Below are 18,600 nucleotides of genomic sequence, written 5' to 3' on the forward strand. Positions count from 1 at the left end.
GGCTGCATCGGAGTCTGGCCCACTGCCATCGCTTGATCTCTCCCCACGCCCGGTGACCAACACCGATCACCCTGGCACAAGAGGACAGACCAGCGCGAGAGAGATCAAAAAACACCAGTCACCTAGGCGTCCGACTGGCAAATAACGCCATGTGACAGCCCGGCATATCGTTACCTTTGCGACATTGGCTGCATGGATTACGGACGTAACGTCTTGGGCCATGACGTCTCGTTCCCTCCTCCGGCTGGCGCTGGCCGGAGCCGTCGCCTCGGGTGCGGTCCTGCTGGCCACGCTTCCGGCGGACGCGAGCAAGGCCCCCCGTACGGTCCCCGTACGCCTGCTCGCGCTCAATGACTTCCACGGCAACCTCGAACCCCCCACAGGCTCCTCCGGCCGCATGGTGGACGAGCACGGCAACACGGTCGACGCCGGCGGCGCCGCCTACGTGGCCACCCACATGAAGGCCCTGGCCGACAGGAACACCATCGCCGTCGCCCAGGGCGACCTCATCGGCGCGACCCCGCTGATCTCGGCCGCCTACCACGACGAACCCTCCGTCGAGTTCATGGACAAGCTGGGGCTCAAGGTCGCCGCGGTCGGCAACCACGAGTTCGACGAGGGCTACACCGAGCTGCGGCGCATCATGGACGGCGGCTGCCACCCGGTGGACGGCTGCTCGCCCGCGGGCGAGTGGAAGGGCGCCAAGTTCGACTACGTGGGCGCGAACGTCCTGTTTAAAAACCCGCACGAGAAGACCGACGCCCTCGCGGCGCTCGGCGGCTCGGACTCCGCTCAGGTCAAGCAGGTCCTGTCCGACTGGGGCGTGCCCGCGCTGCCGCCGGTCAGCATCAAGTGGATGAACGGCGTGCCGATCGGCTTCATCGGCCTCGTCACGCAGACGACGCCGAGCATCGTCACGAGCGAGGGGATCAAGGACCTCAAGTTCGTGGACGAGGTCAAGGCCGCGAACGTGGCCTCCAGGCTGCTCAAGCTGGTGGGCGTGAAGGCCCAGGTCGTGCTCGTGCACGAGGGCGACCAGGTCACCGCCGGCCAGTCGCCCGACGCCTGCGCCGCCGTCCCCGGGGCGGGCAACCGCATCGCGACCCAGGTGGACGCCGAGATCGACCTGATCCTGAGCGGCCACTCGCACCAGGCGTACCTGTGCAAGGTCAAGGACCCGGCGGGCAACGACCGCGTCTACTCGCAGGGCGGCTCGTTCGGGCGGGTCATCACGCAGGTCGACCTGAACGTCGACGTGCGGACCCGCGACGTCGACCGCGCCTCCGTCGTCGCCGACAACCACGTCGTGACGCGCACGGTCGCCGCCGACCCGGAGATCTCCGCGTTCGTCCAGACGTGGAAGGACCGCGTCGCGCCCGTCGCGAACAAGGCGGTCGGCACGATCAGCGCCGACATCACGAACACCGCCGCGCCGTCCGGCGAGTCGCCGCTCGGCGACCTCATCGCCGACGGCCACCTCGCCGCCACACAGGCGGGCGGCAACGCGCAGATCGCGCTGATGAACCCCGGCGGTGTACGGGCGTCGCTGTCGTACGCCACCTCGCCCGCGAACGAGGGCGACGGCGTCGTCACCTACGGCGAGGCGTTCACGGTGCAGCCGTTCAACAACCTGATGCAGGTCGTGACGCTGACCGGCGCCCAGCTCAAGACGGTGCTGGAGCAGCAGTTCACCGGCGGGCCGAACAACCAGGCGTTCACCAAGATCCTGCAGCCGTCGGCGAACTTCACCTACACCTACAGCCGGAGCGCCGCCTGGGGCTCCAAGGTGTCGGACATGAAGATCGACGGCGTTCCGGTGACGGACACGCAAACGATCAGGGTCGCGGCCAACAACTTCCTGGTGGGCGGCGGCGACGCGTTCCTCGCCTTCAGGGACGGCACGGACCTGTGGAGCGGGCCGCTGGACATCGACGCCTTCGTCGAGCACCTCGGCAGGAACAACCCGATCGCTCCCCCGGTCACCAACCGGATCACGGTCGTCGGCTAACCGGTGCGTTCGGGGCCCGCCTCCCCTGGGGGCGGGCCCTGGCGTTCCCAGACCAGCCACTTGCGGGCGATCTCGTCCTCCAGGTCCACGCCGTGGTGGCGGGCCATCAGCAGCACGTGGCAGACCACGTCGGCCAGCTCCGCCCTGAAGTCGGCGTCCAGCTCCGCGCCGGTGCGGCCCTTCGTCCTGGCCCGGCCGGTGAGCATGAGGAACGCCTGCGTCAGCTCGCCGACCTCCTCCTGGAGCTTGAGCAGGAACCAGGTGTCGTCGCGGTCGATACCGAGGTGATCGGCGTACCGCCGCGAGATGGACTCGATCTCCTCGGACAGCTCGCGCAGCTCCATGCCGCCGAGTGTAGGCCCCCCGTTCACGCGGGGTGCAGCGGCAGGACGGCGACGAACCGGGCGCCCGGCGTGTGCTCGGCGACCGTGAGGGTGCCGCCGTGCGCCGTGGCGATCTCCCTGGACAGCGGCAGCCCGAGCCCGCTGCCGCCCTTGTCCTTGGCCCTGGCGTCCTCCAGCCGGGTGAACCGCTCGAAGACCCGCTCCCTGTCCTCCGGCGCGATCCCGTCGCCGTCGTCGGTGACCGTCACGACGACCCGATCCCCCCGCACCGCCACCTCGACGTCGATCCTGGACGCGGTGTGCCGCGTGGCGTTGTCGAGCAGGTTCGTCAGCAGGCGGTCGAGCTGCACGGGCGAGCCGAGGACGGGCGCCGGCGCGCAGGCGTCCAGGAAGATCGGCACCCGGCCGCCCTCGCGGCGGCGGATCTGCTCCTCCGCCACCCGGCACAGGTCCACCACGCGGCGCGGCGTGAGCGCGCCCGCGTCGAGCTTGGCCAGCATCAGCAGCTCGTCGATGATGCCGGTGAGCCGGTCGGCGGCGGCCAGCGCCCGCGCGCCCGTGGCCGGCCAGTCCGTCTCGTCGGGGTAGTCGTGCGCCACCTCGAGCTGGGCGCGCAGCGCGGAGATGGGGCTGCGCAGCTCGTGCGAGGCGTCGGCGACGAAGCGGCGCTGCGTCTCGGCCGAGCGCTCCAGGCGGTCGAGCGTGTCGTTGGTGGTCTCGGCCAGGTCGGCGATCTCGTCGCCCGTGGGCGGCACGGACACGCGGCGGCTGAGGTCCTGGCCGGTGATCTCGGCCAGCTCGGCGCGCACCCGCCCGACGGGCCGCAGCGCGTGGCTGACCACGGCCCAGGTCAGGATGGCGATCAGGACGAGGACGAGCGGCGTGCCGAGGTAGACGATCAGGTGGATCCACATCAGGGCCCTGTCGATGTCGGCGAGCGAGGAGGCAGCCTGCACGGTGACGGGGCCGCGCGGCGAGCGCACGGTGATGGCCATGAGCAGGTGGTGGCTTCTGGGCTCCTCCGGGTGGAGCGCCAGGTCCAGCTCGGTGGTCTCGATGACCTCCTGCCTGACCGGCCTGAACGCGGTCACCCGGGGGTTCTGCGGGAAGTCCGTGCTGCTCGCGAGCACCTCGCCGGTCTGCGAGAGCACGCGCAGGAGCTGGACGCGCGCCGGTGTCCGCAGCTCCGCGGGCAGGGTTCCGGTGCGCGCCTGGCTCGCCACCCGCCGGATGGCCAGCTCCGCCCTGGTGTGGACGATCCCGTTCAGGTTGTCCGGGACGGTGGACAGCGTCAGGGCCGACGCGCCGGCGAAGACGGCCGCGGCCACCAGGGTCGCGGCCGTGGTCAGCCGCGCGCGGATGGAACGTGGCAGCAGCGAGCGTGAGAGGCGCCATCCCGTCAATCCCGTCTCCACCTTCCTGTCATCACTGTCTGTGACATTTACCCGCCCCTGACGCGCCCAACGTGATCGATGAATACTCTCCGCACATGTTTCGCTTCCGGCGATTCCGCTGACGGCGTGCACGCCTTCCGGCGGGAGGGCGCCGGGGCCAGGGTGGGTGCCATGAGGGTTCTGGTGCTGGGTGGCACGGGGTTCGTGGGCCGGGTGTTCGTCGACGAGGCGCTGGCGGCGGGCTGGGAGGTGACGACGTTCAACCGGGGCAGCCACGAGCCGCCCGCCGGGGTGACGGCGTTGCGCGGCGACCGCTCGGCGCCAGGCGGCCTGGCCGAGCTGGAGCGCGGCGAGTGGGACGTCGTGGTGGACACCTGGTCGCTGGCGCCCTCGGCCGTCAGGGACGCGGCGGCGCTGCTGGCGGGGCGGGCCGGCTCCTACGTGTACGTGTCCAGCAGGTCCGTCTACGCCGAGCCTGTGCCGTACGGGGCCGACGAGGGCGCGCCCGTGGTGGCGGCCTCGGCCGACGATGATGCGGCCGACTACGCGCGCAACAAGGCGGGCGGCGAGCTGGGGGCCGTGGCCGCGTTCGGCGAGCGGGCGCTGCTGGCCAGGGCCGGGCTGATCATCGGGCCGCACGAGAACGTGGGGCGGCTGCCGTGGTGGCTGAACAGGATCGCGCGCGGCGGCCCCGTGGCCGCGCCGGGTCCGGCGGATCGCGGCATCCAGTACATCGACGTCCGCGACTTGGCCGTGTGGTGCCTGGAGGCGGCGGCGCGGGGTGTCGGCGGGGCGTTCAACCTGGTGTCACCGCTGGGGGCCGTGACGATGCGCGACATGCTGGAGACGTGCGTCAAGGTGATCGGCTCCGACGCCGAGCTGCGCTGGATCGAGCCTGAGCGGCTGCTGGCGGCCGGGGTCGAGCCGTGGGTCGGGCTGCCGTTCTGGCTGGTGGGCGCCGACTACGACTTCCTGCACGGCGGGGACGTCGGCAAGGCGGTGGCGCAGGGGCTGCGGGTGCGGCCGGTGGCGGAGACGGTGGCCGACACGTGGGCCTGGCTGCGCGGGCTCGGCGGGCAGGCGCCGCAGCGGGCCGACCGGCCGCTCAAGGGCCTCGATCCGGAGCTGGAGGCGTGGATTCTCGAGTCGTGACCCTGTCCTGGTCGCGGTGGCTGCGTACCAGGTCGTACAGGGCCGCCGCGAGGGCGATGCACACCGACGACAGCACCACGACCAGGCCGTGCCGGAAGGCCGCAGCCCAGCCCTCGTCCAGCGACCCGAAGAACGTCGTCCCCGCCGCCGCGATGCCGATCGCCGACCCGAGCCGCTGCCCTGTCTGCAGCACCCCGGCGGCGCTCCCGCCGCCGGAGGGCGGCACCTCCGACAGCGTGATGGCCTGGTTGGGCGAGATGACCAGGCCGCTGCCCGTGCCCGCGACCAGCAGCGGCAGCGCGGTGGCCAGCCCGGTCGCCGCGCCCGGCACCAGCGCGGTGGCGGCCATGGTGGCCAGCAGGCCGACGATCACCATGCTCAGCCCGATGGCGACCAGCCGCCGCCCCATGCGCGACACGAGGTGCCCGCCGACCATGGCGGCCGAGGCGGAGCCGAGCGCGAACGGCGTGATGGCCAGGCCAGCCTGCAGCGGGCTGTAGCCGTGGCCGCTCTGCAGGTACAGCGTGAAGATGAAGAAGATGCCGGTGAACCCGGCGAAGTAGAACAGCGCGATCGCCGACCCGAGACTGTACGAGCGTTTGCGGAAGAGCTCCAGCTTCACCAGCGGCTCGCGCCGGTAGAACCGCTCCCACGTCACGAACCCGGCCAGCACCAGCAACGCGGCCGGCACGAGCAGCCACTTGGCCGCCCCCTCCCACTGGTGCCGCTGGATGAACGGCAGCAGCAGCCCGGCCACGCCGACGCCGAGCAGCAGCACGCCGACCGGGTCCATGCTCTCCGGCCGCGAGTGCACGTACTGGGGGCGTGGCAGCAGCCGGTAGGCCAGGGGCAGCAAGGCGAGCCCGATCGGCAGGTTCACCAGGAACACCCACCGCCAGCCGTGGTCGGCGCCGAACACGGTCACCAGCGCCCCGCCGATCAGCGGCCCGGCCGCCGTGGAGACGCCGATGGTGGCGCCGAGCGCGCCGAAGGCGCGGCCCCGTTCGTACCCGTGGAACATCTGCTGGATCAGCCCCGACACCTGCGGGTTGAGCATCCCGGCCGCCATGCCCTGCACGAGGCGGGCGGCGATCAGCACGTTCATGTTCCAGGCGAAGCCGCAGAACGCGCTGGAGAGCGTGAACAGGACCACGGCCCACAGGAAGATGGTCCGGCGGCTCCTGGCGTCGCCCAGCCGTCCGGCGGGGACGAGGAGCAGGCCGAACGTGAGGGCGTAGCCGGACAGCGTCCACTGCAGGCCGTCCTCGCTGGCGTGCAGCCCCGCCTTGATGGACGGCAGCGCCACGTTGACGATGCTCACGTCGAGACCCGTCATGAAGGCGGAGACCAGGCACACGGCGAGCGCGCGCCGTCGCGTGTCGGTGCCGCGCTCCTCCTTCATCACCCCGCCCATGCTTCCCGTGAGTGCCTGAAATATCGCCTTTAAGCCGTTTCTTTGCCCGTCACCGGAAAAGCTGGGTAACGTCCGATCATGAGCACGCTGACGGTCGAGCAGAACGGCATCAACGCCATCCCCGAAGGGGAGCGGCACGGCCGGCCGAGAGATCTCTTCTGGCCCTGGGCGGGCTCGAACCTGTCGCTGTTCGGGGTGGCGTTCGGCGTCTACGTCGTCGGGCTCGGGCTGGGCGTGATCCCGGCGATCATCGCCGGGGCGGTCGGGTACGGGCTGTCGTTCCTGCTGGTCGGCCTGGTCGCCGTCGGTGGCGCCAGGTCGGGGGTGCCGACGATGACGCTGGGGCGGGCGCCGTTCGGCTACCAGGGCAACAAGCTGCCCACGCTGTTCTCGTACATCTCGAACGTCGGCTGGGAGATCGTGCTCGTCACGCTCGCGGCGCAGAGCGGCGCGGAGATCATCAGGCGGCTCGGGCCGTCGGAGACGGCGCGGCTGGAGCCCGGCGTGCCGCCCACGGCGGCCACGGCGATCTGCTTCGCCGTCGCGGCGGTCGTGGTGATCGCGGTCGGCGTGTACGGCCACGCCATGATCATGGTGGTGCAGCGCTACCTGACGTACGCGTTCATCGCGCTCACGGTCGTCTACCTGATCCTCATGGTGCCCAGGCTCGGCGCGGGCTCGCTGGAGACCACGTCGGGCGCGGGCGGCTGGGTCGGCGGGATCATCTTCGCCATGACGCTGCTGGGCCTGGGCTGGGTCAACTGCGGCGCCGACTACTCCCGTTACCTGCCCGCGAGTTCCTCCCCTCGCGCGGTGGCCCTGTGGACGACGCTCGGGGGCGCGCTGCCGCCGCTGGTGCTGCTCGTGTTCGGGGTGCTGCTCGTCGGGGGCGATCCCACGCTGGCCGAGGCGGCGGGGGCCAACCCGGTGGCGGCGCTGGCGGGGGCGTTGCCGACCTGGTTCCTGGTGCCGTACCTGCTGACCGCCGTCGGCGGGTTCCTGGCCGGCGCGATCATGGACATCTACTCGTCCGGGCTGTCGATGCTCGCGCTCGGCGTGCCCGTCAGGCGGCACCTCGCGGTGCTGATCGACGGGCTGCTCATGGTGCTCGGCGGCTACTACCTGCTGTTCGTCTCCACCAGCTTCCTGGCCACGTTCCAGGCGTTCCTGGCGATCGCCGGCGTCGTGATGGCGGCCTGGGTCGCGATCTTCCTGGTGGACATGTGGCGGCTGCGGGCCGGCGGGCGGGCTTACGACGAGCGGCTGCTGCGGGCGGGCGCGCCCGCGCTCAACTGGCCGGGCCTGGTGTCGCTGGTCGTGGCGTCGATCGCCGGGCTCGGGCTGATCACCTCGGCCGACCCGAACATCGCCCGCGTCGTCGGCTTCCTGATGAGCGACGAGCTGAAGACGGGCACCTTCGGGTCGGCGAACATCGGCGTGGTGATCGCGCTCGTGCTGGCCGGGCTGCTGTACTTCGTGCTCACCGCTTTCGCGCGCCCCCGTCGTGCGGTTACTCTTGGTGATGATGACTGACGTTCCGTTGCGGCTGCTGAGGTGGGCGGTGCACGTCACGGTCTGCGGGCTGCTGGCGATCGCCGTGCTCGGCGTCCTGCACGAGGGCCGCCTCGGGCCGGCGGCGGGTGGGGTGCTGCTCGGCCTCCTGTACGCCGCCGGCCCCGCCCTCCAGCGCCGGCCCGTCACGGGGCAGGTGTGGCTGGGGCTGGTGACCGCCGGGTGGGTCGTGCTGGCCGTGGCGGCGCCGCCGTTCGTGTGGGTGGCCTTGCCGCTGCTGTTCGCGTACCTGCACGTGCTGCCGCTGTGGGGCGCGATGTTCTGCGTGGCGGTGCTGACGTCGGCGGCCGTCATCGCGGCGGCCTGGCACGCGGGCGAGCTGACCACGCCGCTGCTGGTCGGGCCGGGCGTCGCGGCGGTCGTGGTGACGCTGCTCGCGCTCGCCTGCAAGGCGCTGCGCGCCGAGGAGTGACCCGTCAGGCCGTCACGATCGCGAAGTCCGGCACCGGCCGGTCGAGCACGGCCACCAGCCGCTGCAGCACCGTCGTGTCGCCCTCGCGCCGCACCCCCTCCACCCCCTTGCCTGCTAGCAGGCCGATGAGCTGCGCCTTCGTCAGCCGCAACGTGAGGTCGGCGTCGTCGTCGGGCGGGGCGGGCTGCTGGATGAACGCGCCGTTCGACAACGTCGTGCGGTAACGCTCCTCCAGGTCCGTCAGGTGCCAGTCGATGGACAGCCGCTCGTGCCAGGCCCGCGGCCCGTCCACGCGGATGGCGATCGAGTCGAAGATCTGCTCCACGGTCAGCGCGGCGAAGAAGTCGGGCGAGGCGGTGTCGAGGGCGGCGGGCACGATGCCGTCGGCCAGCTCCAGCGCGCCCATCAGGTAGCAGTTGCGCCAGGTGGCGTTCTCGGCGCCGTGGCCGAGCCGGGTGTAGACCTCGGCCAGCAGGTCGCGGGCCGCCTTGTTGCCCTCGTCGGCGAAGACGGCGTGGTTGAGGAGCTGGGCGGCGAAGCGCAGGTCGTTCTCCTCGATGTAACGCCTGGCGAACGCGACCACGGCCGCCCCGCCGCCTAGGCACTCGACGTACCGGATCGCGCTCTCCCGCGGCGGGTGCTCCCACAGGTGCGCCGGGTTGCCGTCGAACCAGCCCAGGTAGCGCTGGTAGACGGCCTTGACGTTGTGGACCAGGGAGCCGGAGTAGCCGTGCGTGTGCCAGGCCTGCTCCAGGTCCGGCGGGAGCTGCACGGCCTCGGCGATCTCGGCGGCCGTCAGACCCTTGTTGAGCAGGCGCAGGGTCTGGTCGTGCAGGTAGGCGTACAGGTCGCGCTGCTGGCTGAGGAAGCGGTGCACGCGATCGGCGCCCCAGGTGGGCCAGTGGTGCGAGGCGAACGCGACGTCGGTGTGTCCGCCGAACAGGGTGATGGCCTCCGTCAGGTACCTGGCCCAGGCGCGTACGTCGCGGACCGCGGCGCCGCGCAGCGGCAGGAGGCTGTGCTGGTTGTGGGTGGCGTTCTCGGCCAGGCACAGCGCCCGGTGGCCGGGGAACGAGATGTTCATCTCGGCAGGGGACTCGGCGCCAGGGGTGAGCTGGAAGACCATCCTGACGCCGTCGATCGTCTTCTCCTGGCCCGTGCGGGCGATCTCCTCCGTGGGCGGGATGAGCGACATGGTGCCGGTCGAGGCGGTCATGCCCAGCCCTGCGCCGATCTGGCCCTGCGCGGAGCGGAGCAGGGAGCGGCCGTACATGTAGGCGGCGCGGCGGGTCATGGCGGGGCCGGCGTAGAAGTTCTCGGCCACCGCGTGGCGCATGAATCCGGCGGGGGCCAGGATGGGCACCCCGCCGGGGGTGACGCCGCGTACGCCGCCGAAGTGGTCGGCGTGGGCGTGGGTGTAGATCACGCCGGTGACGGGGCGGTCGCCTCGGTGGACGCGGTACAGCTTGAGCGCGACGGTGGCGCACTCGGTGGAGATGAGCGGGTCGATGACGATGACGCCGCGTTCGCCCTCGACCAGCGTCATGTTCGACAGGTCCAGGCCGCGGACCTGGTAGATGCCGTCCGTGACCTCGTACAGGCCCTGTTTGGCGCAGAGCTGGCCCTGTCTCCAGAGGCCGGGGTGGGCGGTGTCCGGGCAGTCCTCCCTGAGGAAGTCGTAGGAGTCGTTGTCCCACACGACCCTGCCGTCAAGGGTTTTGATCACTGCTGGGCTGAGCTTCGCGATGAAACCACGGTCCGCGTCCTCGAAGTCGCCCCTGTCGTGGAAGGGAAGGTCTGCCATGTTCAGCCGCATGCCCCCCTTTTCGGGCAAATAGCTCAATAGATGCCCTAAATAGGATGAATCTCCGACAAGTCGATGTGGTTGGCTTGGCTGTGAGCTGATCGACTCAGGGGGATGCATGGACGCGTGCGTGTTCGACCTCGATGGCGTGCTGGTGGACAGCGAGCCGGTCTGGGAGGAGGTGCGGCGGGCGTACGTCGCCGAGCACGGCGGCACCTGGCAGCCCGACACGCAGTCCAGACTCATGGGCATGAGCACCGGCGAATGGGCCGCGTACCTGCACGAACTCGGCGTCTCCCTGCCCCCGGACGAGATCGCCCGCGGAGTCGTCGAACAGATGGCCGACCGCTACCGTGACGGGGTGCCGCTGATGCCCGGCGCCGTCGAGGTCGTGCGGCGGCTGTCAGGACGTCTCACGCTCGGGCTGGCCAGCTCGTCGCCGCGCCGCCTCATCGACGTGGTGCTGGACGCCGCCGGGCTGACCGAGTGCTTCGCGGCCACCGTCTCCACCGAGGAGGTCGCGCGCGGCAAGCCCGCCCCCGACGGCTACCTGGAGGCCGCCCGGCGGATCGGCGTTGACCCTCACGGGTGCGTGGCGGTCGAGGACTCCAGCAACGGGCTGCGATCGGCGCACGCGGCCGGGATGCGGGTGATCGCCGTACCGCACCCGCGCTACCCGCCCGCGCCGGACGCGCTGGAGCTGGCCTGGCGCGTCCTGCCCGACCTCGACGCGCTCGACTCGGAACTGATCACCTGACCGGCCCGGACGCGCTGCCTTCGCAACCGTCTGACCGGCCCGGACGCGCTGACCGGGACCGGGTCTCGTGGAACGTCAGTGCCTCTGGCTACCATGTGGGAATCGTGCGAGACATCACGGTTTTCAGCGGCAGCGCCCACCCCGAACTGGCCGAGGAGATCTGCGCCCACCTGGGCACACCTCTGCACCCCGTTCAACTCAACCGCTTCGCCAATGACGTGCTCGAAGTGCAGCTCCAGGCCAACTGCCGCGAGCGCGACGTGTACCTCATCCAGCCGCTCGTGCCACCCGTGCAGGAGCACCTCGTCGAGCTGCTGCTCATGCTCGACGCCGCCCGCGGCGCCTCCGCCGCCAGGACCACCGTGGTCCTGCCTCACTATGCCTATGCCAGAAGTGACAAGAAGGACGCCCCGCGCATCTCGATCGGCGCGCGGCTGGTGGCCGACCTGATGGTGGCGGCGGGCGCCAGCCGGGTGCTGGCGATGACGCTGCACTCGCCGCAGGTGCACGGCTTCTTCAGCGTCCCTGTCGACCACCTGCACGCGCTGCGCGAGCTGGCCGCGCACTTCCGGCAGTACGACCTGTCCAACACGGTCGTCGTCTCCCCCGACCTCGGCAACGCCAAGGAGGCCGCGCACTTCGCCCGCCTGCTCGGCACCGGCGTCGCCATGGGCGCCAAGCAGCGCTTCAGCGACGACCGCGTGGTGATCAGCTCGGTGATCGGCGACGTGAGCGGCAAGGACGTGATCATTCTCGACGACGAGATCGCCAAGGGCAGCACGGTCATCGAGCTGCTCGACCGCCTGCGCGAGCGGGACGTGCGGTCGGTGCGGGTGGCGTGCACGCACGGCCTGTTCTCCGGTGACGCCATCGAGCGGCTCAGCGCGCTGCCCGAGGTGCTGGAGATCGTCTGCACCAACACCGTCCCGTCGCCCAAGCCCCGCGACAAGCTGACCGTGCTGTCGATCGCGTCCGCCCTGGCAGAGGCCATGCGCCGCATCCACTACGGCGAGTCGGTCAGCGCCCTGTTCAGCACATCCTGAGGTCCTGTACGCCACGAGGGCCAGGACGTTCCGGACACCGGCACGTCCTGGAGACCAGCCCGCCCTGGACACCGGCACGTCGTGACCCGCATCCGGTCGTAGGTCTCCGGATAGGCCGGTTCGTTCAGGGGCTCCAGCCGCTTGTACGTCAGGAACACGGCGACGCCCTCGGCCGCCAGCGCGATCGCGGTGGCCGCGCCTATGCCGTGATTGGCACCTGTGATCAGCGCAACCTTTCCTGTCAGCCGTGTATCGATCATAGTTGCCATCATGCACGCAGCCACCGAACGACTGCTAAGGCATTTCCTCGAGAGCATCGAGCCCGCCGTCCCCCTGGTCGCGCTCTGGGCGCACGGCTCGCTCGCGTTAGGCGACTACCAGGAGGGACGCAGCGACCTCGACCTGATCGCGGTGCTCGACTCGCCGGCCACGATGGGCGACTGGCGGCGGATCAAGGCGGTGCACCGCAGGATCCGCCTGCCGCTGGCGGAGCGGCTGCACTGCTCGTACATGTCCCGGCAGGAGCTGGACAACCTCGGCGCCGAGCACATCACGTGGGCGCACAGCAGCATCTTCCGGCGGCCCGTCAGCGCGGTCACCCGGCGCGAGCTGCTCGACGGGGCCAGGGTGCTGCACGGCCCGCCGCCCGCCGGGCTGCTGCCGCCGGTGTCGGACGAGGAGCTGACCCGGTTCGTCCGTACGGACCTGCGCGACTACTGGCTGGTCAAGGCGCAGGAGCGGCGGCGCTGGCTGCAGGACGTCTGGGTGGACCTCGGCACGGTCACGGTCGCCAGGGCCACCGTCACCCTGCGGGAGGGGCGGCTGATCAGCAAGCTGGAGGCGCTGGACGTGCTGGCCGAGCTGGGAGCGCCGGAACTGGTGGTCGCGGACGTCCGCGCCCGCCGCTACGGCACGCCGGCGCCGGTGCTCAGCCGGTTCAGACGGGGACGGCTGGCGCGGGCCTTCGTCAAGTCGGCGATCAGGCGGGCACTCGCTTGAGTCCCACCAGGAAGAACGGCGGCATGCCGGTGGTTGGTTACGTGCGTAGTGTCAACGCCAATCACCACCTGGAACCTGGGAAGGGCGGCACATGGGGGAGAGCAGGCAGTCCTATCTCTTGGCCGCGGCTTCGGCGGTGTCGCTTCTGCGCGACCCGGCCGTGGCGGCATCGTGGGACAAGCCGAGCGCGCTGATGGAGTTCAGCGTCGCGGGGCTGGCCGGGCACGTCGCCCACCAGCTCGTCAGGGTCGGCGACGTGCTGGTGCCCGACGGGCAGGCCGGGGAGCCCGTCACGCTCATCGAGCACTACTCGCGTTCGCCGTGGGTGCAGGCGGGCCTCGACCACGAGAGCAACCTCAGCGTCCGGCGCGGCGGCGAGGCGGCCGCGGCGGCCGGCCCCGCGGTGCTGGTCGAACGGGCGCAGGCGCTGTACGAGATGCAGAGCGCCGCACTGGCCGCCGAACCGGCCGACCGGGTCGTGTTCCTGCCGTGGGCCGGCTGGTCGCTGCGGCTGGACGACTTCCTGCTCACCCGGCTCGTGGAGCTGGTCGTGCACTCCGACGACCTGGCGGCCAGCGTGGGGGTGAAGACGCCCGACCTGCCGGGCTCGGTGATCGATCCGGTGGTGGAGCTGCTGGCCCGGCTGGCCGTGCACCGTCACGGGCCCACGGCGGTCATCCGTACGCTGAGCAGGGCCGAGCGCGCCCCTGCCACGATCAGCGCCTTCTGACCACCTGCCCGGACGCGCACCACCGGCCACCCGCCTGACGCGCCCCGGCTCTTGCACGCGCCGGCCACCCACCCAGCGCGCCTCGGCCCTGCACGCACCCGCCCGGCCTGCACTTCCTGACCTGACGAGCACACACCGCCCGCCAGCACCCTCTGGCCAGGCACGTTCCAGTCATGCGCACCTCACGGCACGTACCAGCCACCACCCGCACCTCGCAGGCACCCGCACCTCGCAAGCACCCGCACCTCGCAGGCACGAACCGGCCGTCCGCCCACGCCCTGACCCGGCGTGCGGTTGCCCGGCCGCTGTCTCATTGCACGATCATGCGCAGGGCCGCGACCACCTCGCGGCCCGACAGCGCACTCGCCGGGTCGAGCAGCCACTGCGACAGAAACCCGGTCAGCATCGCCTGATAGACCGTTCCCGTGAGCCGCTCACGTTCAGGATCGGTCCCCAGCGTGATCCCCTCGAACAACTCGGCCAGCCCCAGCCGCGCCTCCCCGATGGCCCGCGCGAGCTGCTCCCGCACCTCAGGCGCGGCATGGTCGATCTGCCCGAGCAGGTCGAACTGCGTCACCCACAACGGCCGCAGCTTCTCGAACGACTCCACCACCCGGTCCCACGCCGCCTCGAACCGTTCCAGAGGTGTGGCGTCCGGCCGCACGTCGGCCGACAGGGTCGCCCCCAGCTCCTCGCCCCAGTCCTTCATCACCTCGAACAGCGCCTCGTTCATCAGCGCTTCCTTCGACCTGAAGTGGTAACCGATGCCCGCCAGGCTCACGCCGGACGCGGTCGCGATGTCGCGCGCGGTCGTGCGCGAGTAGCCCTTCTCGGCCAGGCACCGCTTCGCTCCCGCCAGCAGATCTTCCCTGTTTCCCATGCCCAGAGGCTAACACACTTGTACTAGACAAGCGTCTGAGACGCATGTACCGTCTCGCCTATGACGAACATTCTCATCTCTGGCGCGAGCATCGCGGGCACGGCTACGGCGTACTGGCTGCGGCGGCACGGGCACACCGTGACCGTCGTCGAGCGAGCCCCCGCCATCCGCACAGGCGGGTACAAGGTGGACGTGCGCGGCGCCGCGCTACAGGTCGTCGAGCGCATGGGCTTACTGGACGCGGTCCGTGCCAGAGGCACGGACATGCGCGTCGCCACCTACTACGACCCCGCCGGCCGCCCGCTGGCCGCCGTGGACGCCGCCCTGTTCGGCGGCCGTACGGACGACGACGCCGAGATCATGCGCGGCGACCTCAACGAGCTGCTGTACGACCTGACCCGCGACGACGCCGAGTACATCTTCGACGACTCCATCACCGGCATCGCCGAGGACGGCACCGTGACGTTCGAGCGTTCCGCGCCGCGCACGTTCGACCTGATCGTGGGAGCCGACGGCGCCCACTCCAACGTGCGGCGGCTCGCGTTCGGCGACGAGCGGGCCTTCACCCGCGACCTCGGCCACTACATCTCGATCTCCACCGTGCCGAACACGCTCGGCCTGGACCGCGAGGAGGCCGTGCACGCCGCCGTCGGCCGGACCGCGAACGTCTACAGCACCCGCCAGGACAGCAACGCCAAGGCCCTGTTCATGTGGTCGTCGCCGCCGGTCGACTACGACCACCGCGACGTCGCCGGGCAGAAGAAGCTGGTCACGCAGGCCATGAGCGGGGTCGGCTGGCAGGTGCCCGCGCTGCTGGAGGCGATGCGCGACGCCGACGACTTCTACTTCGACTCCGTCGCCCAGATCCACCTGGAGCACTGGTCGAAGGGGCGGGTCGTGCTGGTCGGCGACGCGGGCTACTGCGCCTCCCCCGCCTCCGGGCAGGGCACCAGCCTGGCGCTGGTGGGCGCGTACGTGCTGGCCGGCGAGCTGTCCACGGGCGGCGGGACGGAGGCGTACGAGCGGGAGCTGCGCCCCTTCGTGGACGCCAACCAGGCGCTGGGGCCCGCCAACATCAAGGGCATGGTCATCGGATCGCGCGCCGCGCTGTGGTTCCAGCTCAAGATGATGCGGCTGCTCCCCCGCCTGCCCGGACGGAACCGCATGATCGAACGCATCACCGGCCCCATCCACCGCGCCGCCAACGCCGTCACGCTCAAGGACTATGCACGGTGACCTCGGGATAGTCCTTGACAGGAGTGCGCCTGCCCAGCAGGTGCCGGTCGAGGAAACCCGCCAGGTGCGCGCGGGTGATCTCCAGCGCCCGCCCGCCGTCCAACGCCTGCCCGGGCAGCCCGACCTGCGGTCTGAGCACCGCGTAATCCACGAACGCCGAGTGGTCGGTGCCGTCCACCGTGATCCAGCGTTTCCAGCCGGCCAGATTCCGCCACGCCTGCTTCCACGACTCGTCGGTGCCGCCGGGCGCGTGCGACTTCGGCGCCCCGATCAGCATGAACGGCCGCTTGAGCGGCTCGTTCACCCGGAACGTGCCGTCCAGATTGACCCCGGCCCTGATCCGGCCGTCGGCGAGCATCGCCTGAGCAGCCGCGTAACCGCCGACCGAATGCCCCACCATGGCGATCCGCGACCGGTCGATCCGCCGGCCCCAGCCGCCCCCGATCAGCTCGTCCAGCACGAACCGCACGTCCTTCACCCTGCTCGCGGCGACCTTCGCGTGGTCCTGGCCGTCCACGCAGGCCAGGCAGGTGGTGGTGCGGCCGTCGGGGAAGGTGGTGGCGACCGACTCGTACGTGTGCTCCACGGCGGCGACCAGGTAGCCCCTGCTGGCGAAGTCCTCGGCCAGCGAGGTCAGGGTGGCGCGCGGGAAACTGAAACCGGGCGACATGATCACCAGAGGACGCCTGCCTGCGGCTGCGGGGGCCTTCAGGCGGGCGTGCGTGGTGACCTTGGTGAGCGTTTCGGGAGCGACCGGGAAGCCCTTGAGCACCGCCGCCGACTCCTGCGCGGTCATGTACGGCGCCCGTCGGCCCGCGGCCTTCTTGGCCGGGTACCAGAGCGAGACCAGCAGCTCGCGGTGGAGCGCTTCGGGGTTCCAGGGGTCGGGGCGGCTCTTGTCGGTGAGGTGCAGGGTGGTCGTCCCGACGGGCTTCGACCCGGTCGGCTCAGGCAACGCCGGCCCGGCCGACTCCGCGCCCCCCGACCCGGCGCGCCCCAACCCTGCGGCCTGCGCTTGAGCAGGCCCAGCCGCCTGCGCTTGCCAGGGAATGCCACAGAGGACGATCGACGAGAGAGCTGCTACAGCAGCGGTGCTTCGCATGCCGACCACGCTGCCGTAACCCCACCACGAACCGTCCTCCCCGATCGTCGATCAGCACCCCCTACTTTCGTCGTAACCCCCTTTCCCACCCCGCCCCCTACGCTGTGACCATGCGCTTCGTACTGCTCGGCGCGGGAGTCTTCGCGGCATCCCTGGTCGTGATGAGCGGGCAAGCGGGGGTGCCATCCGGCCTCCCGCTCCCCGTCCAGGTCGCGATCGCCGCAGCGGCGGGCGCGGCAGCCTGGCACGCCCGGCGCTCCTGGTGGCCGCTGGCCGCCGTGGGCGCCGTCACCTACGCCTGGCTGGTGGTGTGGCCGCCCCTGCTGGTCGCCTCCTACTACGCGGGCCGCACGTTGCACAGAAACCGAGGCATCGCCGCCTACATCGCCGCCTCCCTCATCGTGTGCGGCATCTCGGCGGTGGTCGGCAAGGCACGCGACGGGCTGCAGGAGGTGCTGACCGCCGGCCTGGGCAACGCCCTGTTCATGGCCCTGGGCATGATCGGCCTGCCACTGGCCGTGGGGCTGTGGACCCGCGCCAGAAGCGAGGTCCTGGCGGCGGCCGAGGAGCGGGCGCGGCGGCTCGAACGCGAACAGGTCATGCGAGCCGACCAGGCCAGGGCGCAGGAGCGCGCCAGAATCGCCAGGGAGATGCACGACATCGTGGCGCACCGGGTCTCGCTGATGGTGCTGCACGCGGGAGCGCTGGAAGTACGCACACCCGACGAGGAAGCGGCCAGGACCGCCGCCATGATCGGCGGGATCGGCCGCGAGGCCCTGACCAACCTGCGCGACGTACTCGGCGTACTCCGCACACCCCACCACCAGCCACCCGGCCCCGAGGCCGACCACCAGCCAACCAGCTCTGCCCCCGACTACCGGCTTACCGGCTCTGAGGCCGTGGCCCGGCGTGCAGGCCTGGTCGGCGACCACCGGCCTGCCGACTTCGACGCCACCTACCGACCGCAACCCACGCTCGGCGACCTCGACCGATTGCTCGACCAGTCCCGCGCTCTGGGCATCGCGGTGACCAGGCACGACGAGGGCCATCCCCGGCCGGTCGAGGAGACGGTGGAACGCACCGCGTACCGCGTGATCCAGGAGGCCCTCACCAACGTGCACAAGCACGCGGGCGACGCCCGAACGGACGTGCTGCTGCGATTCGGGGACCAAGAGCTCCAGGTGGAGGTACGCAACCAGGCCCCGCACGCGCAGCGACAGGCGCTTTCGAGCCAAGCGCAGCGGCAGGCGCTTCCGGGCCAAGCGCAGCGGGAGGGGTTGCCCGGCCAGGCCCCACGGGAGGTGCTGGCCGGCCAGGCTCAGCGGGGGGTGTTGCCGGGCGCGGGCTGGGGCTTGGTGGGGTTGCGGGAACGCGTGGAGCTTCTCGGCGGCACGCTGCGCACCAGCGCCGAGGAGAGCGGCGGATTCCTCGTCAGCGCCAGGATCCCGGCATGAGCGAGCCGCCCGCAAGCGTCACCACCACAGCCCACGACACCCACGGAAGCGAGCCACCCACAAGCGTCACCGCAGCCCGCAAGATTCACGGGAGCGAGCCGCCCGCAAGCGGTGTCGCCACAGCCCGCACGACCATCGAAGCCGAGCCGTCTGGGAGCGGCACCGCAGGAGGCGGCGGGCTCTGGACGAGCGGGGTCGTGCGCACGCAATCGCCCCGTAGGAGGCGGGTAGGCATGAGCGGGTCATGCGCAGGCGGTCGCCCCGTAGGAGACGAGGTCGGCATGAGCGGGCCTTGCTCG

General features: G+C 71.2%; 17 protein-coding genes. 10 read left to right on the forward strand and 7 right to left on the reverse strand.

The features are described from left to right. Positions 1-220: 220 nt before the first annotated feature. Positions 221-2,008, forward strand: a complete 1,788-nt coding sequence (locus ABD331_RS47080; protein ID WP_344490856.1) for a bifunctional metallophosphatase/5'-nucleotidase — start codon at positions 221-223, stop codon at positions 2,006-2,008. Here the strand turns inward: ABD331_RS47080 and ABD331_RS47085 are convergent. Together ABD331_RS47085 and ABD331_RS47090 are read right to left on the reverse strand one after the other, a co-directional pair. After that, positions 2,005-2,352: a nucleoside triphosphate pyrophosphohydrolase family protein gene (locus ABD331_RS47085; RefSeq protein WP_344490859.1), complete on the reverse strand. Its 348-nt coding sequence runs from the start codon at positions 2,350-2,352 to the stop codon at positions 2,005-2,007. The genes ABD331_RS47080 and ABD331_RS47085 overlap by 4 nt on opposite strands. 23 nt (positions 2,353-2,375) lie before the next feature. Continuing rightward, positions 2,376-3,755: a sensor histidine kinase gene (locus ABD331_RS47090; protein WP_344490862.1), complete on the reverse strand. Its 1,380-nt coding sequence runs from the start codon at positions 3,753-3,755 to the stop codon at positions 2,376-2,378. Positions 3,756-3,917: 162 nt separating this feature from the next. On the opposite strand from ABD331_RS47090, the gene ABD331_RS47095 reads away from it, so the two are divergent. Continuing rightward, positions 3,918-4,898, forward strand: coding sequence for an NAD-dependent epimerase/dehydratase family protein (locus ABD331_RS47095; RefSeq protein WP_344490865.1), 981 nt, complete (start codon positions 3,918-3,920; stop codon positions 4,896-4,898). Here the strand turns inward: ABD331_RS47095 and ABD331_RS47100 are convergent. Then, positions 4,852-6,300 carry an MFS transporter gene (locus tag ABD331_RS47100; RefSeq protein ID WP_344491218.1) on the reverse strand — a complete coding sequence of 483 codons (1,449 nt, stop codon included), beginning with the start codon at positions 6,298-6,300 and terminating at the stop codon, positions 4,852-4,854. The genes ABD331_RS47095 and ABD331_RS47100 overlap by 47 nt on opposite strands. Positions 6,301-6,390: 90 nt before the next feature. On the opposite strand from ABD331_RS47100, the gene ABD331_RS47105 reads away from it, so the two are divergent. After that, complete coding sequence (locus tag ABD331_RS47105) at positions 6,391-7,845, forward strand: purine-cytosine permease family protein (RefSeq protein WP_344490868.1); 1,455 nt, start codon at positions 6,391-6,393, stop codon at positions 7,843-7,845. After that, the gene (locus tag ABD331_RS47110) at positions 7,838-8,296 is read left to right on the forward strand and encodes a hypothetical protein (RefSeq protein WP_344490872.1); all 459 of its coding nucleotides are present in this window, start codon (positions 7,838-7,840) and stop codon (positions 8,294-8,296) included. The genes ABD331_RS47105 and ABD331_RS47110 overlap by 8 nt, the downstream gene beginning before the upstream one ends. A gap of 4 nt (positions 8,297-8,300) precedes the next feature. Here ABD331_RS47110 and ABD331_RS47115 read toward each other — a convergent pair whose 3' ends face one another. Next, positions 8,301-10,100 (reverse strand): alkyl/aryl-sulfatase, encoded by a 1,800-nt coding sequence (locus tag ABD331_RS47115; protein WP_344490875.1) that lies wholly within the window; start codon positions 10,098-10,100, stop codon positions 8,301-8,303. Positions 10,101-10,230: 130 nt separating this feature from the next. Between ABD331_RS47115 and ABD331_RS47120 the strand changes: the two genes are divergently transcribed. Both ABD331_RS47120 and ABD331_RS47125 read left to right on the forward strand, forming a co-directional pair. Continuing rightward, positions 10,231-10,857, forward strand: coding sequence for an HAD family hydrolase (locus tag ABD331_RS47120; RefSeq protein WP_344490879.1), 627 nt, complete (start codon positions 10,231-10,233; stop codon positions 10,855-10,857). A 104-nt stretch (positions 10,858-10,961) separates the two neighbouring features. After that, positions 10,962-11,900 carry a ribose-phosphate diphosphokinase gene (locus ABD331_RS47125; protein WP_344490882.1) on the forward strand — a complete coding sequence of 313 codons (939 nt, stop codon included), beginning with the start codon at positions 10,962-10,964 and terminating at the stop codon, positions 11,898-11,900. Here the strand turns inward: ABD331_RS47125 and ABD331_RS47130 are convergent. Beyond that, positions 11,861-12,160 (reverse strand): SDR family NAD(P)-dependent oxidoreductase, encoded by a 300-nt coding sequence (locus ABD331_RS47130; RefSeq protein WP_344490885.1) that lies wholly within the window; start codon positions 12,158-12,160, stop codon positions 11,861-11,863. The two genes, ABD331_RS47125 and ABD331_RS47130, sit on opposite strands and share 40 nt — an antisense overlap. A gap of 10 nt (positions 12,161-12,170) precedes the next feature. On the opposite strand from ABD331_RS47130, the gene ABD331_RS47135 reads away from it, so the two are divergent. Beyond that, the gene (locus tag ABD331_RS47135) at positions 12,171-12,899 is read left to right on the forward strand and encodes a nucleotidyltransferase domain-containing protein (protein ID WP_344490888.1); all 729 of its coding nucleotides are present in this window, start codon (positions 12,171-12,173) and stop codon (positions 12,897-12,899) included. A gap of 91 nt (positions 12,900-12,990) precedes the next feature. Then, on the forward strand, positions 12,991-13,629 hold the full coding sequence (locus tag ABD331_RS47140) for a maleylpyruvate isomerase N-terminal domain-containing protein (protein ID WP_425566227.1): 639 nt from the start codon (positions 12,991-12,993) through the stop codon (positions 13,627-13,629). A 310-nt stretch (positions 13,630-13,939) separates the two neighbouring features. Here the strand turns inward: ABD331_RS47140 and ABD331_RS47145 are convergent, their stop codons facing one another. Then, positions 13,940-14,509: a TetR/AcrR family transcriptional regulator gene (locus ABD331_RS47145; RefSeq protein WP_344490894.1), complete on the reverse strand. Its 570-nt coding sequence runs from the start codon at positions 14,507-14,509 to the stop codon at positions 13,940-13,942. Between the two features lie 60 nt (positions 14,510-14,569). On the opposite strand from ABD331_RS47145, the gene ABD331_RS47150 reads away from it, so the two are divergent. Continuing rightward, entirely contained in the window at positions 14,570-15,745 is a 1,176-nt protein-coding gene (locus ABD331_RS47150; protein ID WP_344490897.1) for an FAD-dependent monooxygenase, read from the forward strand. On the opposite strand, the gene ABD331_RS47155 is transcribed toward ABD331_RS47150, so the two are convergent. After that, positions 15,726-16,700, reverse strand: coding sequence for an alpha/beta hydrolase family protein (locus tag ABD331_RS47155; protein ID WP_344490901.1), 975 nt, complete (start codon positions 16,698-16,700; stop codon positions 15,726-15,728). The two genes, ABD331_RS47150 and ABD331_RS47155, sit on opposite strands and share 20 nt — an antisense overlap. Before the next feature lie 257 nt (positions 16,701-16,957). Between ABD331_RS47155 and ABD331_RS47160 the strand changes: the two genes are divergently transcribed. Next, positions 16,958-18,301 (forward strand): sensor histidine kinase, encoded by a 1,344-nt coding sequence (locus tag ABD331_RS47160; RefSeq protein ID WP_344490907.1) that lies wholly within the window; start codon positions 16,958-16,960, stop codon positions 18,299-18,301. Positions 18,302-18,600 lie beyond the last annotated feature (299 nt).

This window comes from Nonomuraea monospora, from assembly GCF_039531895.1.
Taxonomy (GTDB): domain Bacteria; phylum Actinomycetota; class Actinomycetes; order Streptosporangiales; family Streptosporangiaceae; genus Nonomuraea; species Nonomuraea monospora.

Excerpts from the sequence above, each read along its gene's own strand:
- ABD331_RS47080 (WP_344490856.1), top strand. The coding sequence starts at position 221 with ATGACGTCTCGTTCCCTCCTCCGGCTGGCGCTGGCCGGAGCCGTCGCC.
- ABD331_RS47085 (WP_344490859.1), bottom strand. The coding sequence starts at position 2,352 with ATGGAGCTGCGCGAGCTGTCCGAGGAGATCGAGTCCATCTCGCGGCGG.
- ABD331_RS47095 (WP_344490865.1), top strand. The coding sequence starts at position 3,918 with ATGAGGGTTCTGGTGCTGGGTGGCACGGGGTTCGTGGGCCGGGTGTTC.
- ABD331_RS47100 (WP_344491218.1), bottom strand. The coding sequence starts at position 6,300 with ATGAAGGAGGAGCGCGGCACCGACACGCGACGGCGCGCGCTCGCCGTG.
- ABD331_RS47105 (WP_344490868.1), top strand. The coding sequence starts at position 6,391 with ATGAGCACGCTGACGGTCGAGCAGAACGGCATCAACGCCATCCCCGAA.
- ABD331_RS47110 (WP_344490872.1), top strand. The coding sequence starts at position 7,838 with ATGACTGACGTTCCGTTGCGGCTGCTGAGGTGGGCGGTGCACGTCACG.
- ABD331_RS47115 (WP_344490875.1), bottom strand. The coding sequence starts at position 10,100 with ATGGCAGACCTTCCCTTCCACGACAGGGGCGACTTCGAGGACGCGGAC.
- ABD331_RS47130 (WP_344490885.1), bottom strand. The coding sequence starts at position 12,160 with ATGATCGATACACGGCTGACAGGAAAGGTTGCGCTGATCACAGGTGCC.
- ABD331_RS47135 (WP_344490888.1), top strand. The coding sequence starts at position 12,171 with ATGCACGCAGCCACCGAACGACTGCTAAGGCATTTCCTCGAGAGCATC.
- ABD331_RS47140 (WP_425566227.1), top strand. The coding sequence starts at position 12,991 with ATGGGGGAGAGCAGGCAGTCCTATCTCTTGGCCGCGGCTTCGGCGGTG.
- ABD331_RS47145 (WP_344490894.1), bottom strand. The coding sequence starts at position 14,509 with ATGGGAAACAGGGAAGATCTGCTGGCGGGAGCGAAGCGGTGCCTGGCC.
- ABD331_RS47150 (WP_344490897.1), top strand. The coding sequence starts at position 14,570 with ATGACGAACATTCTCATCTCTGGCGCGAGCATCGCGGGCACGGCTACG.
- ABD331_RS47160 (WP_344490907.1), top strand. The coding sequence starts at position 16,958 with ATGCGCTTCGTACTGCTCGGCGCGGGAGTCTTCGCGGCATCCCTGGTC.